The following is a 14,347-nucleotide window of genomic DNA, read 5'->3' on the forward strand; positions in this document are numbered from 1 at the left end:
CATCGCGAGGACCCGAGTCGAAATCTCCGCAGCGTGGGCTGGGTGCGTGACCACCACCAAGGTGGTCGCGTTGGCGAAGTCGGCCGACAGAGGTTCCGACACGACTCGTCACTTCGCTCCTCGTCGGCTCAACCACCAACGGGTGGTGGCTGATTGAGCCGGGACCGAACCGCTCCCCGTCGGCTCAACCACCAACAGTCTCTTGATGATTGAGCCGGGACCGAGCTTCCACCTACGTACCCGGATGCGCCCGTTGCCATGCGAGGTCGACCGCGCGTTGCAGGTCGGCCGCCGCCAGCCGGGTGGCCGCAGCGGGGGTCTTGGCGTCGTCGGCGGTCAGCTCGATCGGGCGGTTGATCATCACTGCCGGACGTTTGTCCGAGCTGTCGCGGTAGGCGATTCCGATGCTCAGCAATGCAACCCGCCGACCGGTGGCAAGAGACCCCTTGATGATGTGCCCCATCCCGCTGCCGAGCGGCTGGATGTGCGCAGGATCGGTGAGATTACAGGTCCCCTCGGCGAAGACGGCGATCCAGTCGCCGGCAGTCATCCGGTCGACGCAGATGTCGATCATTCGCCGGCCCGGCACCATGGTCTCGCGCACACCGTGATCCTTCGGCCGGAAGACCGGAATCCCGCCCAGGAGGTCGATCTTTCTGCGCTGCTCGGGCTCCGCGAACAGCGGATCCTTCGCGAGCACCCGCACATGGCCGATGTGCGGTCGTACCTCGGAGAGGAATCCTGTGGCGGCCAGCACGAACGGATCGGTCTCCCGCACGTGGTTGGCCGAGATCACCATCACGCAGCCGTCCCGCCGAAGATGGCGGATCAGCCGCCGGGCACCGGTCTCGTAGCGGACCTGTGGCCGATACTTCGCCGCCAGGACTGCATACATCGCCTTCGCCTTGAGTACCGGCTGCTGGTGCTCGCGGTAGAAGTCGTAGACGTTCTCGAAGTCGTTCAGGGTCACATCGACGGTCACGGACATGAACCTACGCTACCGTAAGTTACGGAAGCGTAGGAAGTGGCCCGGGCGAACCACCGAACGCAGACCCGACTCGGAGATGCGCTCGATCAATCGGACCCGGTCAGCGCTCCCTCGACCATCCGGGCCAAGGTCTCGGTCAGTACGGTCACACCTGCGAGCATGTCGTCGTCGGCGGTGTACTCGTTCTCGGCATGCGAGACGCCGTCGACGCTGGGGATGAACAACATCACAGTGGGGACGAGATCCTTCATGTTCGTCGAATCGTGTCCGGCCCGCGTACGGACCTGCATCGATCGGAATCCCAGGTCACCGATGGTGCTCTCGGCCAATGCAACTCCGCCCGCGGGATAGTCGTGTCCCTTCCAGGTGTGCGCGAATCGCTTCTCGATCTGCACGTCCGCCGCGATCTCGATCTCGGTGAACATCCGGGACAGGTCACTGTCGGCGGCCGCGAGGATGTCATCCGACGACGACCGCAGATCGAGGTGCATGTGCACCTCCCGGGGGACGACGACCGGCGAGTTCGGGTAGACGGTGAGCTGACCGCACGACGTGTGGAGCTCGTCGCCGTAGATCTCGGCGAGCTCGCGCAGTGCGACGACGATCCGCGCCGCGCCGTAGAGCGCATCCTGGCGATCTGTGATCGCGGTGGCACCGGTATGCCCCTGCCACCCGACGACACCGATCTCGTACTTGTTGGCTCCCCAGGTCGACGGGACCACACCCATCGTGATGCCGGCCTTGTCGAGTTCGCGGCCCTGCTCGATGTGGATCTCGGCGTAAGCGGCCACCCGCTCGTCGCGGAAGCCACCGGAGTCGTTCAGCGGGAACACCTCGTCGCCCAGCATTCCGTGACGGCCCAGGGCCTCCGACACCGTCACTCCGTCGCCGTCGGCGGTCGCGAGGGCGGCGTCGAGGTCGAGCTTGCCGGTGAACACACCGCTCCCCTGCATCGACGGTGTGAAGCGTGAGCCCTCCTCGTTGAACCAGTTCACCAATGCCAGATTGAACGACGGCCGGGTCGGACACACCGGGTCGGCATAGAGGCGACGCAACCGGTCGAAGGCATGAGCGGCGGCCAGCACCCCGTACGCACCGTCGAAACGTCCGCCCCGAGGCTGCGAGTCCATATGCGAACCGGCCAGGACATAGGGTGCACCCGGAACCAGCTCCAGCAGACCGAACATGTTGCCGATCCGGTCGAACCGGACTTCGAAGCCACGCTCGGTCAGCCACGCGGCGAGCCATTTGCGCTGCGCGGCGTCGGCATCGGTTGCCGCCTCGCGGTCGACACCGCCGGCCGGGGTGGCCCCGAACGTCGACATCTGGGCGAAGTCGGCCAGAAATTCCTGACTGTCTTCTGCGTTTGCGGGGACATGGATGGCCTGTTCCCCTGCCTCGGTGGTCATGGTGTGGTTCCTCCTCGGATGTCGGCGCGGATCAGATCCGGGCGAGCGCAACCGGATTGAGTGCCGGGATGATGTGGTCGCCGTAGGCGGCGAGCGTCTGGTCCTTGCCGTCGTGCTGCAGGTACACGGCGAACTGGTCGACGCCGAGCTCACGCAGGTGCTCGAGCTTGGCGACGTGCTCCTCGACGCCGCCGAGGATGCAGAATCGGTCGACGATCTCGTCGGGCACGAACGTGGTGTGGCTGTTGCCTGCCCGGCCGTGCTGGTTGTAGTCGTACCCGGTTCGGTTGGCGATGTAGTCGGTCAGCGCGGGTGGAACATCGCCGGCACCATCGCCACCGTACTTGTCCACGAGGTCGGCGACGTGGTTACCGACCATGCCGCCGAACCATCGGCATTGTGCCCGTTGATGATCGATGTCGTCCCCGACATATGCGGGTGCGGCGACGATGATCGACACCTCATCGGGATCGCGGCCGGCCGCGGCGGCAGCCTTCTTGACCCGGCTCGTCGTCCACTCGACGATCGCCGGATCGGCGAGCTGAAGGATGAACCCGTCACAGTGCGTGCCGATGAGCTCCAGGGCCTTGGGGCCGTACCCGGCCCCGTAGACCGGCAGGCGTGAACGACTCCCCCACGGGAACTGTACGGTGGTGCCGTTGATCTCGACCCCTCGGCCGTTACCGAGCGCGGAGATCACGGTGATCGCCTCGCGCAGGGTGGCCAGGGTCGACGGCTTGCCCGACACCACCCGTACCGCCGAGTCTCCGCGCCCGATGCCACACACGGTCCGGTTGCCGTACATCGAGTTCAGGGTCGCGAAGGTCGAGGCCGTGACACTGGGGTCGCGGGTGACCGGGTTGGTCACCATCGGACCCACCATCACGGTGCGGGTGGCCGCCAGGATCTGGCTGTAGACCACATTGGGTTCCTGCCACAGCACGTGCGAGTCGAAGGTCCACACATGGGAGAACCCACGATTCTCTGCGGCCACCGCCAGCTCCACGACGCGCGAGGCGGGCGGGTCGTTCTGCATCACGACTCCGAAATCCATGTCGTTCTCCTGATCAGATGAGGTTCTGTGACAGGGCGCGGGAGACGAACTGCCCGTGCCCGGATTGGCCGCGGTAGATGCCGTTGTCGACGATCGTCGTGCCGCGGGAGATCACCTGGCGGATCGCACCGTCGATCTCGAATCCCTCCCACGCGGAATGATCGAGGTTCATGTGGTGGGTCTTGCCCAGCCCGATGCTGGTGTGCCCCTTCGGGTCGTAGAGGACGATGTCGGCGTCGGCACCCGGGGCGATGATGCCCTTGCGCGGGTACATACCGAACATCCGGGCCGGTGTCGTCGAGCAGACGTCGACCCACCGTTCCAGGCTGATGCGGCCGTCGACGACTCCCTGGTACATCAGGTCGACGCGGTGCTCCACTCCCCCGATCCCGTTGGGGATCTTGGAGAAGTCGCCGAGGCCCATCTCCTTCTGGTCTTTCATGCAGAACGGACAGTGATCGGTGGCCACGCCGGCGACGTCGTGGGTGCGGATGAACTTCCAGAGCTCGTCCTGATGTCCCTCCGCGCGCGACCGCAGCGGTGTGGAGCACACCCATTTCGCGCCATCGAATCCGGCGGCGCCGAGTTGCTCCTCGAGGGACAGGTACAGGTACTGCGGGCAGGTCTCGGCGAAGACGTTCTTGCCCGCACCGCGGGCCGTGGCGATCTGTTCGAGGGCCTGCTTGGCGGACACGTGCACGATGTAGAGCGGCGCACCGGTGACGTCGGCGAGCATGATCGCGCGGTGGGTGGCCTCCTCCTCGAGCTGCCACGGCCGAGAGACCCCGTGGTAGTAGGGAGATGTCTCGCCGCGTTCGACGTGCTGGGCGATCAGCTGGTCGATGGCGATACCGTTCTCGGCGTGCATCATCATCAACGCACCGTTGGCCGCGCAGGTCTGCATGGCGCGCAGGATCTGGCCGTCGTCGGAGTAGTACACGCCGGGGTAGGCCATGAACAGCTTGAAGCTGGTGACGCCCTCGTTCACGAGTTCGTCCATGGCACGCAAGGATTCGGCGTTGACGTCACCGACGATCTGGTGGAAGCCGTAGTCGACGGAACAGTTGCCGGCGGCCTTGGTGTGCCAGAGTTCGAGGGTGTCCTGCAGGCGTTCCCCGGGGGTCTGGATCGCGAAGTCGATGATGGTCGTCGTACCGCCGTGCGCGGCCGCACGGGTGCCGGTTTCGAAGGTGTCGGAGGCGGTGGTGCCGCCGAACGGCATCTCCATGTGCGTGTGGGCGTCGACGCCGCCGGGGATGACATACATCCCCGACGCGTCGATCACCTCGTCCACGTTGTCGGCGAGCCCTGGACCGAAGGGCTGCGCGGCGGGGTCGATCAGTGCGGCGATGCGTTCGCCGTCGACGAGCACATCGATGCGCTGGCGACCCGTACTCGACACCACGGTGCCTCCGGTGATCAGCGTCGTTGCCATGTTCACTCCTTGTCGTGACGCCGGTACACCGGGCGTCGGTACACGGGGGGTCGAGATGCGGGCGGTCGAGCGGTCAGCCCTGGGTGCGGGCCCGGGCCGGTTCCGCGGTGGTGTCGGCGGGGACGATCAGGTCGTCGGTGGCAGACGCCGAATCCCGGGGCGGCAGCTCGATCTCGAGGTTCTCTGCGGTCGGATCCGGCTGCGGGGCAACGGTCTTGCGCCAGGTCCCGATGATCCGCAAGGCGTGGTAGACCACCACGGCGGAGATCGCGCCCAGGGCGATGCCGCCGAAGCTGAGATCGCCGATGGTCCAGGTGAAGTCGGCGATGCCGATCACCAGCGCGATGGCAGCGGTGAACTGATTGATCGGCTGCGAGAAGTCGACGCGGTTGATCACCCAGATGTGCACGCCGAGGATGCCGACCAGGCCGTACAGCGCGATGGTTGCGCCACCGAGGACACCCGGCGGAATGGCGGCCACCACGGCACCGACCTTGGGGCACATGCCCAGCACGATCGCCGCGACACCCGCCACCCAGTACGCGGCGGTCGAATACACCTTGGTAGCCGCCATCACACCGATGTTCTCGGCGTAGGTGGTGGTTCCCGAACCGCCACCCAGACCGGAGACGGTGGTGGCCAGGCCGTCGGCGAACAGGGCACGGCCCATGTACTTGTCGTTGTTGGTACCGGTCATGGCGCTGATCGACTTCACGTGGCCGATGTTCTCCACCACGAGCACCAGCACCACCGGGATGAACATGGGCAGTACCGAGAAGTGGAAGGTGGGAGAGGTGAAGTCGGGCAGGCCGATCCACGCCGCGTCGGCGATCCCCGAGGTGTCCACCTCGCCGCGGGCGAGGGCGATCAGGTAGCCGATGACCACCGCGGCGAACACCGACAGTCGGCCCAGCAGGCCACGGAACAGGACCAGGCAGGCGAGCATCAGGACCAGAACGATGAAGCCGGTCACCGGCCCCTGCTCGAAGTTGGTCTTGGCGGTCGGTGCCAGATTGAAGCCGACGAGCGCGACGATCGCACCGGTGCAGATCGGTGGCATCAACTTCTCGATCCACCCGATGCCCACGAAATGGACCACGGCGCCGACGATCATCACGAGGACGCCGACGGTGATCAGACCGCCGAGGGCCCCTCCCGGACCATGGGAGGCGGAGGCGGCGGTCACCGGGGCGATGATCGCGAAGCTCGAACCGAGGTAGCTCGGTAGCCGGTTACGGGTGATCAGCAGGAACAAGATGGTGCCGACACCTGAGAACAACAAGGTGGTGGCCGGCGGGAACCCGGTCAGGACGGGAACCAGGAAGGTGGCGCCGAACATGGCGACGACATGCTGCAAACCGATACCGATGGTGCCGGGCCATGGCAGCCGCTCATGCGGTGCCACCACCCCATCGCCATCAGTACGTTGCCAACCGAACAGTGACATGGTGCTCCTCCCCACCCGGCGCGCGGCCGGATGGTGATGACTGGTCCGGCGTGCCGGACGGTGAATCAGATGTGGTCGACGCCGATGTCGTGGACGACCTCCCGGGTCGAGGTGGCCATCCGGTGGTGATTCGGGCGGACGTCAGTGGTCGCCGAGTCGAAGGTGGTTGATCCGGAACGCATTTCCCTCCGGATCGAGCAGAACCGATTGCCACGCGCCGTAGTACGTGCGGGCGGGGCCGGCGACGCAGCGGGCCCCGCCGGCGACCGCGGAGGTGGTGAGGTCGTCGACGAACGATTCGTCGTCGACCTCGAGGGTGATGAACGAGGTGGTCCCCGACTTGTTCTCGGGTGCGGTGAGATTCAGCAGTTCATACGCATGCGGAGTGCTGAACCCGAGGATCGTGTCGCCGAGCCGGAGGCCACGGAAGTGTTCCGAGCGCAACTCGGTGACCTCGTCGAGTCCGAAGACCTCGGCGTAGAACGAACTCAGGGCCACGATGTCGTCGGCGATCACACTCGCGAACGACAGGTAGGGGCCGGGCATGGTGTCCTCTCATACAGCGGTTGTCATACAACGGTTCTCATACAGCGGTCCCCAGACGACAGCTGGTGTGGCCTCGCTGCGGGACCGCCTGTACCGCAGCGACTTCTGCGAATGCCATGTCGGTAGCCGTGGCGGACGTCGCAGGTCCGCAATCAGAGATCGAGGACCAGGCGCCCACCGGACGCACGGCTGACGCAGGGAATGAACCGTCGCCCGGCCGCCTTCGCCCGTGGCGACAACACCGTGTCGCGGTGATCCGGCTCGCCGGACAGGACGGTCTGGACGCACGCGCCGCACTCGCCCCGAAGGCAGTTGGAGTCCAGCCCGTCGCGGGCCGCCGTCAGCGCCGACAGTGCGGAGCGGTCGGACGGGACCACCACGACCTCACCGGTCCGGGCCAGTTCGATCTCGAAGGCCTGGTTTGCCGTCCGATCCATCAGCCGGCGAACGAGATGGTCTTCTCGAACTTGGAGGTGAGGTGGTCACCCGAGCTGATCGGTGCGTAACGGGGCTCCTGACCTGTTTCGACGCAGCTCGGCAGGCACTCGATCAGTGCATCGTGGTTGGGCTGGTGGAAGAACACCAGACTCATCCGACGTGTGTTGCCCGCGGCGTCCGGCTGCGGTGGGCGGACGCGGTGGCGGGTGGAGATCCACTGGTCGTTGGTCCACTGGGCCATCAGGTCACCGATGTTCACCACGAGCGCACCGGGCACCACGGGGACGGGAACCCAGTCGCCGTCCTGGGTGAACACCTCGAGCCCACCGGGTGCCTCCTCCTGACGCACGATGGTGAGACTGCCGTAGTCGGTGTGCGCGCCGGCGCGCATCTGGCCGGGCTGCGGCGGGGTGTCCATATGCGGGTAGTTGATCGCGCGCAGCATGCTGATGTCCCGGTCGATCGTGTCGACGAAGTAGTCGGGGGCGAGGTCGAGACCACGCGCGAAGGCACTCATCAATCGACGTGCCAGCGCGTTCATCTCGCGGAAGTAGGAGGTCCAGATCTCCTCCATACCGTCGGGTCGTGCGGGCCAGGTATTGGGCAGGAAGTGCGGTCCGGAGCTGTCCGGCGAGTAGTACGGATCCGAGCGATCGACGTCGACCGGGCCGATGTCGAACTTCTCGTGCAGGTCCCGCGGCTGCCGGATGTCCTCGCTGTAGGAGAAGGCCTGCTCGCCGATCGAGGAGTAGCCCCGGACGGCCTCCGGGGTGGGTTGCTGGACCAGCCGCTTCTCCTCGGTGCCGAGGGCGAAGAAGTCGTCGGAGACGCGGTACATGGCATCGATGACCTCGTCGGGTACACCATGGTTGACGACCTGGAAGAAGCCGATCTCCCGGCCGGCCTCGTCGAAGGCCTCACCCACGGCGTTCTTGGCGTCCTCGTCGTCCCCGAGCAATGCGGAGACGTCGATGATGGGCACTACGGTCACGAAAACCTCCTGAGCGACAAAGCAATTGTTCCGACGTGAATGAGTCTGTCGGGTCGCGGACGCCAGGAGAATGGGCACGGCTCACCACATGTGTCCGAGGTGGCTGACCGACCGTCACAGCGGAAACACAGAGGAAACGAACGGACATCTCCCGGTGATGGGACGACGCACCCGCGTAACACGGGCACACGTGCGCCGGGGGGATGAGTCGTCCGGGCCGATCGCCGGCCCCGGTGATTCGGCTGCGGGGTGATTGGGCTGCGGGGTGATTGGGCTGCGGGGTGATTGGGCTGCGGGGTGATTGGGCTACGGGGTGATTCGGCTACGGGTGCGATCAGCGACGGGGGTAGTCGTCGAAGGTGGTCTGCCGGACGTACTTCTCCACCAGGTGCGGCCCCGCCAGGAGCTCTTCGGTGTATCCGCCGGAACGGGTCGCCAGGGCGGGCAGCTCGGTGATCGCGGTCGAGTACGACGGATGCTGGTAGAAGGCGAAAGACAGCCGTGAACTCTCGAAGGCGACCGAGCGAGGTGGGTTGACGGTGCGGTGGACGGTGACCGGCCACCGGTTGGCGGTCCATTCGGCCAGGAGATCGCCCACCAGGATCACCAGCCGGGACGGCGAGGTGGCGATCTCCAGCCACTCACCGTCCGGATCGAAGACCTGCAGGCCGCCGACGGTGGATTCGGCGCACACGATGGTGAACGCGCCGTAGTCGGTGTGGGTGCCGGCCCGGAACTGGTGCGGCAGGGGTTCGGCCACCTGTTCGGGGAAGAACAGCGCCCGCAGCATGCTCAGCTCGTCGGTGAACAGCGGCTCGAAATGATCGCGTGGGAGGTCGAATCCCTCGGCGGTCAGCGAGAGCAGGGCCGCGCCGATCCGACGCTGGTGCCGGTAGTACTCCTCCCACGCCGGACGGAAGCCGGGATGTCCACGTGGCCACAGGTTGACGAAGCGCAGGGTGTACGGGTCGGCGTCGTCGGCAGTGATGTCCAGCGGGCCGATGTCCATCTTCTCCTTGAGGTCACCGTGTGACTCCTCGTCGAGGACGAACGACATGCTCTCCGACCCCACGCCCGACCATCCCCGGACCTGCTGGGGTTCGGGCTGCGCCACCTCATGCCGGATCCGTGGATCGCCGGTGAAGAAGTCCCTGGTGGTGCCGAACAGTTCGGTGGTCAGGTCGGCGGGAATGCCGTGACCGTCCAGGTAGGCGTACCCGACGCTCGACAACGCGGCGTCGAGGAGGTCGAACTGACGGGCGCGTGCGGAGGCCGAAGGACCGCACACGTCGGCAAGGCTGAGCGGCGGGAGCGAGGTCATCCGACTACTGTGCATCATTGGCCGTCCGGCGGCGGGATCCGTTCGGCCGTTGGGCCGCCGTACGGCGGCGTGAACCCAGGAGGAAGACATGGCAGACCGGGGTGACGTTCCCCTGGCAGCCGAACCGGGGTCATGTCCGGCGGTGACCGTCGCCACATTGGCGGCGCAGACCGAGACGGTGATCGTCACCGAACGCGCCGATACCGGGCACATTATCCGGCGCGTCGTCGACCTCGATGACCGCGACGACGAGATGCCGGTGCCGGGCGAGGGCGATCTCGTGCTCATGACGTGGCGACCCGACCGGGTCGACGGTCCGATGCCCGATCTGGTGGCCCTCCTCGGCCCCGTGCTGCACCATCACGCCCCCGGCGCCGTGATGGTGTGTCCGGCTCGTCCGTTGAACCCGCCGGCGGCGTTCGTGTCCGAGGCCGAGCGGTGCGGGATCGCGGTCCTGTGGGACCGGGACTCACGGCCGGGTCTGACCGAACGGGTCCGCAGGCTCGTCGAGCGCCCCCGCGATCCGGAGCCCGGCAGTGAACCGGCAGCCGCCGACATCCCGCAGCGCTTGCTGCGGGCGGCGGCGTCGCCTGCCGAACTGGTGCTGGTTCTCTCCGAGATGGTCAAGGCGCCAGTGGATTTCATCGCCGATGACACCGGTGCCCGAACGGCGGGCCGGGCCGGCACGGGCGTGGGTTCGCGCGGCACCGACATCACCGTCCGGCTCGGCCCACGCTCCTCCCTGGTGATCCGGCGGGCTCGTCCACTCGGGGAGTCCGAGCACGAGATGATCGAGCTGGCACGGCCTCTCCTCGCGCTGCACACGCGGTTGCCGACCATGGGTGACGAGCGCGCGATGGAAGCGGCACGGGCGCTCAAGGACATCCTCGGCGACGATCTCGCCCTCCGGGAACAGGCGGTTCGCCGGAGTCGGCGGCTGACGCTGTTCTCGGGACTCCCGGCGGTCGCGATTGCTGTCGAGGTGTTCAGCGTGTCGGTGAACATGGCAGGGCTGCAACGGCTCCGGGCGCAGATCCACTCGGTGTGTCTGCGCTTCGACGGGGCGTCGGTGACGATCGTCAAAGAGGGTCTGTGTGTCGTGCTCCTGCGTGCCGATGTCGATCTGACGGCAGTCGCCCGCGACATCTGCCGGGCCGTTCCGGTTCCCATCGCCATCGGTTCCGGAGATCCGGCCAGCGACGTCCGCGGCTACACGGGGTCGTTCCGCCAGGCCCGTCGGGCGGCGGCGGTCGGGAGCCGCACGGGCGCGATCAACCGGCTCACCCGGCACGCCGATCTCGGTGTCCTGGCGATCCTCTACCAACTGCCCGAACACGTGCGTCGCGTGTTCGTCGCCGAGACGCTCGGGTCGATCGCCGACAACACCGACGACGCACTCGAACAACGGCGGGTGCTGCGGCTGCTGCTGGCCACCGACTGCAACATCAGCGAATCGGCGCGCCGCCTGTACATCCATCCGAACACGCTGCGCGGGAAGATCACCCGGATCGAGACCATCGTCGGACCGATCATGTCGGATCCCGAACACCGGCTGACCGTGTTCACCGCGTTGCGGATGTTCGCCCTGGACAACAAGACCGACGACCTGGTCGGCTGAGCTCGATCTGATCGGCCAACCGTCGAGGTTCTCGGACCGGCCGTTGACGCAGATCGACGAACGCCGAGCACCGATCGAACACCCGCTTGCCCAGATGTGTTGCGGTGATGGCGAGTTCGCCGCGCCGGGCACCGAGGTCGAGGTCCTTCACCCTGGCACGGAAGGTGACCTCGTCGGGGTGGTCCGGATGTACGAACACCGGGCTGGTGACCCGGGCGCGGAACCCACGCACCGCCGCCGGGTCGCCCACGAACGCGCTGACGTGGGCGCCGGCCATCGCCATCGTCGGCATGGCCTGGGACACCATGGTGTCCAGACCGGCCATCCGGGTGAGCCGGGCGCCGAAATGGATCGAATTGGGATCCCCGCGATACCCGAGTACTGCACCAGGTCGGCGCGGGGTGAGGAGCGGAACGAGTCGATCGACGCCACGCGCCACACCCGGTCGCCGTCGTAGTGCGGTAGGTGATGAACATGCCGGTGCTCGACGTGGAGGACCTGGGACAGCGAGCACTCGCCGGGGATCGCGTCGAGCAACTGTCCTCGCGCCATCGGCCCGCCCATCACCGCCGAACAGGTCAGCGGCGCGAGTAGCGCCGGGTGTCCGGCGGCGGCAGTGGCCGCCTCGTCTCGGTGTAGCGGACGACCGTCATGTCCGACACGCGCGATCGCGCGGACCCCCTCGCGCCCCACCTTGCGATGGTCCCCCGAGATCTGGCGTACCCCGATCAGTTCGTCGACCTCGTTGTCCACGTCGGTGTCGAGCGGTCTGGTGCTCATTCGTGGGACGGCCCCCTCTGCGGGGCTGTCGGATGTCGGACCCTCCGATTCCAGGTGTGGCAGCGTTTGGTCTCGAATCGATGGCGAGTCTCGTCCATCGCACCCGCTTCGGGTCCAGGCGGGCTCCACGAGCAGCGGGGTCACGGTCACAGCACGTTCTCGAGGACCAATACCGCCCCGATCCCGATCATCGCCACACCCGACACCCGCGCCACCATCCGCGCCGCCGACGGCCGGGCCCGCAACACCCGCCGCGCACCCAGGCCGACAGCGGCATAGACCGCCGCGCACCCGATGAGGTGGACGGCGCCGAGGGCGGTGATCTGCCAGCCGATCGGCCATCCGGAACCTGCCGTGGTGAACTGCGGTAGCAGGGCGACGATCAGCAGGAACACCTTGGGGTTGAGTGCGCTCACACCGAAACCCTTGCCTGCCCGACGAATCCACGAGATGTCACCCGATGTCTCGGCGATCTGCGGCGTGGGTGGATGGCGCAGGGTCGCGATCCCCAGCCATGCGAGGTAGAGCGCACCCGTGACGGTGACCACGGTCATCACCTCCGGCGTGCCCGCGATCACCGCGGCGATCCCGGTCGCGACCACCACGGTGGCGAGCACGTGGCCGGCGAGCATGCCGCCGATGGCGGGAACCACCGTCCGATCCCGGACCCCGGCAGCGATCGCATACGCCCAATCGGCGCCCGGAGTGAGGACGAACACCAGCGAGACCGCCCAGAATGCGGCGACCGACTGCCATGCCATTCCTACACCTCAACCCTTGTGTCTTCTCGATATCTACTACCGAAACGCTATGCCGGAGACGGGCGGAAATGTTTGCGCACATCGCGTCATGAGCGCTGAACCTGAGTAGATTCTTTCTCATGGATCGTACTGACAAGAAGATTCTTGCGGCGCTGCAATCCGACGGCAGGTTGACCGTCACGGAGCTGGCCGACCGGGTCAACCTGAGCCTGTCCCCCTGCCATCGGCGACTGCGAGCGCTCGAGGCATCCGGGGCGATCCGTGGATATCACGCCCTTCTGGACGCCGGCGGCCTCGGACTCACCTTCGAGGCGCTCATCTTCGTCTCGATGGAGTCGGCCAACCGTGTCGCGATCGACGCGTTCGAAGAGGCGGTCGCCGCCGTCCCCTACGTCCTGCAGGCGCAACGGCTCTTCGGTGACCCCGACTACCTGCTGCGCGTCATCGCACGCGATCAGCAGACATTCCAGACGATCTACGACGAGCGTCTCGCCACCCTGCCCGGGGTGCGGCGGCTGGTCTCGACGCTGGTGATGAAGACCGTCGTCGAGAATCGGCCCCTCCCGCTGTGATCCTCTGCAGCGGTGATCCTCTGCGGCGGTGATTCTCTGCGGCGGTGATTCTCTGCGGCGGGCCGACCGGCGAAGCTTAGGGCACGCTTAGGAGCGCTGGGACGGCTCGCATTCCGACCCTAGAGTCCTTGCCATGCCGGTCTCCTCAACTCGCGACGTCACCGACGGTTCCTCGGCCGTGGACATTCCGACTGTGCCGATGACCCCCGCACTCGAGGCCTATCTCTGGACCATCTACACGCTCGTCGAGGACGGCGTGGTGCCGCGCCGGGTCCGGATCAGCGAACGGCTCGGGCAAGCCGGACCCACGGTCACCCAGACCGTGGCCCGATTGACCTCGGCCGGGCTGGTGTCCGTCGGTACCGACCACCACGTCCGGTTGACCGACCTCGGGCTCCGCCACGCCGTCGTGGTCGCCAGGCGCCACCGCCTGGCCGAACGCATGCTCACCGAGATCCTCGGGATGCCTGCGCAGGCGGCGCACGCCGAGGCCCTGCGTTGGCAGCACGTGTTGACCGAGGACGTCGAACGGTCGATCGCCGCGACCCTCGACGATCCGCGCCGCTCCCCGTGGGGCAACCCCGTCCCCGGACTCGACCTCCTCGGTTTCGCACCCGCCGAACCGGTCTCCGCGGTCCCGCTGGTCGACCTGGGACCGCCGGGAACCACCGTCACCGGGACCGTCACGCTGATCGCGGAGAGCGGTCAGGACGATGTCCCGCTGATGGATCGGTTGATCTCCGCCGGGATCATCCCGGGAGCACGGGTCACGGTCCGGGTGCGCCGCAACCACTTCGAGGTACGGGGACTCGACGTCGTCGATCTGCCCCGCAATCGTGGCCACGTCCTCCGGGTCGACACCGGGGCGGCCGGCCCGAGCCGAGGGTCGCTGCGGGTGGTGTGAGATCCGCCCGGCCGTGGGTTGACCGACCGCGTGGGTTGACCGACCGCGTGATGACAGACCGTGTGTCGGCAGAACCCACAGTA

At 67.0% G+C, this 14,347-nt stretch carries 14 protein-coding genes and 1 pseudogene; 3 read left to right on the top strand and 12 right to left on the bottom strand.

Annotation, left to right across the window (positions count from 1 at the left end; translation table 11 throughout):
• Positions 1–232 precede the first annotated feature (232 nt).
• The 9 genes from ACWDUA_RS17370 to ACWDUA_RS17410 form a co-directional block, all read right to left on the bottom strand.
• Positions 233–988 (bottom strand): 1-acyl-sn-glycerol-3-phosphate acyltransferase, encoded by a 756-nt coding sequence (locus ACWDUA_RS17370; protein WP_449752252.1) that lies wholly within the window; start codon positions 986–988, stop codon positions 233–235.
• 86 nt (positions 989–1,074) lie between these two features.
• Entirely contained in the window at positions 1,075–2,397 is a 1,323-nt protein-coding gene (locus ACWDUA_RS17375) for a M20 family metallo-hydrolase (protein WP_449752253.1), read from the bottom strand.
• 31 nt (positions 2,398–2,428) lie between these two features.
• A complete protein-coding gene (locus tag ACWDUA_RS17380; protein WP_449752254.1) occupies positions 2,429–3,451 on the bottom strand; it encodes a TIGR03842 family LLM class F420-dependent oxidoreductase in 1,023 nt (340 codons plus the stop codon).
• 13 nt (positions 3,452–3,464) lie between these two features.
• Positions 3,465–4,886, bottom strand: coding sequence for a dihydropyrimidinase (gene hydA / locus ACWDUA_RS17385; RefSeq protein WP_449752255.1), 1,422 nt, complete (start codon positions 4,884–4,886; stop codon positions 3,465–3,467).
• A 73-nt stretch (positions 4,887–4,959) separates the two neighbouring features.
• On the bottom strand, positions 4,960–6,333 hold the full coding sequence (locus ACWDUA_RS17390; protein ID WP_449752256.1) for a uracil-xanthine permease family protein: 1,374 nt from the start codon (positions 6,331–6,333) through the stop codon (positions 4,960–4,962).
• A gap of 141 nt (positions 6,334–6,474) precedes the next feature.
• Complete coding sequence (locus ACWDUA_RS17395; RefSeq protein ID WP_449752257.1) at positions 6,475–6,879, bottom strand: VOC family protein; 405 nt, start codon at positions 6,877–6,879, stop codon at positions 6,475–6,477.
• Between the two features lie 152 nt (positions 6,880–7,031).
• The gene (locus ACWDUA_RS17400) at positions 7,032–7,316 is read right to left on the bottom strand and encodes a 2Fe-2S iron-sulfur cluster-binding protein (RefSeq protein WP_449752258.1); all 285 of its coding nucleotides are present in this window, start codon (positions 7,314–7,316) and stop codon (positions 7,032–7,034) included.
• Positions 7,316–8,308, bottom strand: a complete 993-nt coding sequence (locus tag ACWDUA_RS17405; protein WP_449752259.1) for an isopenicillin N synthase family dioxygenase — start codon at positions 8,306–8,308, stop codon at positions 7,316–7,318. Before ACWDUA_RS17405 ends, ACWDUA_RS17400 begins: the two co-directional genes overlap by 1 nt.
• Before the next feature lie 334 nt (positions 8,309–8,642).
• On the bottom strand, positions 8,643–9,629 hold the full coding sequence (locus tag ACWDUA_RS17410; RefSeq protein ID WP_449752260.1) for an isopenicillin N synthase family dioxygenase: 987 nt from the start codon (positions 9,627–9,629) through the stop codon (positions 8,643–8,645).
• Between the two features lie 88 nt (positions 9,630–9,717).
• On the opposite strand from ACWDUA_RS17410, the gene ACWDUA_RS17415 reads away from it, so the two are divergent.
• Positions 9,718–11,247: a PucR family transcriptional regulator gene (locus tag ACWDUA_RS17415; RefSeq protein WP_449752261.1), complete on the top strand. Its 1,530-nt coding sequence runs from the start codon at positions 9,718–9,720 to the stop codon at positions 11,245–11,247.
• On the opposite strand, the gene ACWDUA_RS17420 is transcribed toward ACWDUA_RS17415, so the two are convergent.
• The 3 genes and pseudogenes from ACWDUA_RS17420 to ACWDUA_RS17430 all read right to left on the bottom strand — a co-directional run bounded on the left by ACWDUA_RS17420 (position 11,192) and on the right by ACWDUA_RS17430 (position 12,788).
• Positions 11,192–11,761, bottom strand: a complete 570-nt coding sequence (locus ACWDUA_RS17420; RefSeq protein ID WP_449752340.1) for a MaoC/PaaZ C-terminal domain-containing protein — start codon at positions 11,759–11,761, stop codon at positions 11,192–11,194. The two genes, ACWDUA_RS17415 and ACWDUA_RS17420, sit on opposite strands and share 56 nt — an antisense overlap.
• Positions 11,665–12,027: pseudogene (locus ACWDUA_RS17425) on the bottom strand (FAS1-like dehydratase domain-containing protein); the annotation flags it as partial. The gene ACWDUA_RS17420 and the pseudogene ACWDUA_RS17425, both read right to left, overlap by 97 nt.
• A 146-nt stretch (positions 12,028–12,173) precedes the next feature.
• Entirely contained in the window at positions 12,174–12,788 is a 615-nt protein-coding gene (locus ACWDUA_RS17430; protein WP_449752262.1) for a LysE family translocator, read from the bottom strand.
• Between the two features lie 119 nt (positions 12,789–12,907).
• Here ACWDUA_RS17430 and ACWDUA_RS17435 point away from each other — a divergent pair, with 119 nt between their 5' ends.
• Positions 12,908–13,360, top strand: a complete 453-nt coding sequence (locus ACWDUA_RS17435) for an Lrp/AsnC family transcriptional regulator (protein ID WP_020789986.1) — start codon at positions 12,908–12,910, stop codon at positions 13,358–13,360.
• 133 nt (positions 13,361–13,493) lie between these two features.
• Positions 13,494–14,264 (top strand): metal-dependent transcriptional regulator, encoded by a 771-nt coding sequence (locus ACWDUA_RS17440; protein ID WP_449752263.1) that lies wholly within the window; start codon positions 13,494–13,496, stop codon positions 14,262–14,264.
• Positions 14,265–14,347: the final 83 nt, after the last annotated feature.

It is taken from the genome of Gordonia sp. NPDC003376 (assembly GCF_053589235.1).

Excerpts from the sequence above, each read along its gene's own strand:
- ACWDUA_RS17390 (WP_449752256.1), bottom strand. The coding sequence starts at position 6,333 with ATGTCACTGTTCGGTTGGCAACGTACTGATGGCGATGGGGTGGTGGCA.
- ACWDUA_RS17435 (WP_020789986.1), top strand. The coding sequence starts at position 12,908 with ATGGATCGTACTGACAAGAAGATTCTTGCGGCGCTGCAATCCGACGGC.
- ACWDUA_RS17370 (WP_449752252.1), bottom strand. The coding sequence starts at position 988 with ATGTCCGTGACCGTCGATGTGACCCTGAACGACTTCGAGAACGTCTAC.
- ACWDUA_RS17375 (WP_449752253.1), bottom strand. The coding sequence starts at position 2,397 with ATGACCACCGAGGCAGGGGAACAGGCCATCCATGTCCCCGCAAACGCA.
- ACWDUA_RS17400 (WP_449752258.1), bottom strand. The coding sequence starts at position 7,316 with ATGGATCGGACGGCAAACCAGGCCTTCGAGATCGAACTGGCCCGGACC.
- ACWDUA_RS17430 (WP_449752262.1), bottom strand. The coding sequence starts at position 12,788 with ATGGCATGGCAGTCGGTCGCCGCATTCTGGGCGGTCTCGCTGGTGTTC.
- ACWDUA_RS17380 (WP_449752254.1), bottom strand. The coding sequence starts at position 3,451 with ATGGATTTCGGAGTCGTGATGCAGAACGACCCGCCCGCCTCGCGCGTC.
- ACWDUA_RS17440 (WP_449752263.1), top strand. The coding sequence starts at position 13,494 with ATGCCGGTCTCCTCAACTCGCGACGTCACCGACGGTTCCTCGGCCGTG.
- ACWDUA_RS17410 (WP_449752260.1), bottom strand. The coding sequence starts at position 9,629 with ATGACCTCGCTCCCGCCGCTCAGCCTTGCCGACGTGTGCGGTCCTTCG.
- ACWDUA_RS17415 (WP_449752261.1), top strand. The coding sequence starts at position 9,718 with ATGGCAGACCGGGGTGACGTTCCCCTGGCAGCCGAACCGGGGTCATGT.
- hydA (WP_449752255.1), bottom strand. The coding sequence starts at position 4,886 with ATGGCAACGACGCTGATCACCGGAGGCACCGTGGTGTCGAGTACGGGT.
- ACWDUA_RS17395 (WP_449752257.1), bottom strand. The coding sequence starts at position 6,879 with ATGCCCGGCCCCTACCTGTCGTTCGCGAGTGTGATCGCCGACGACATC.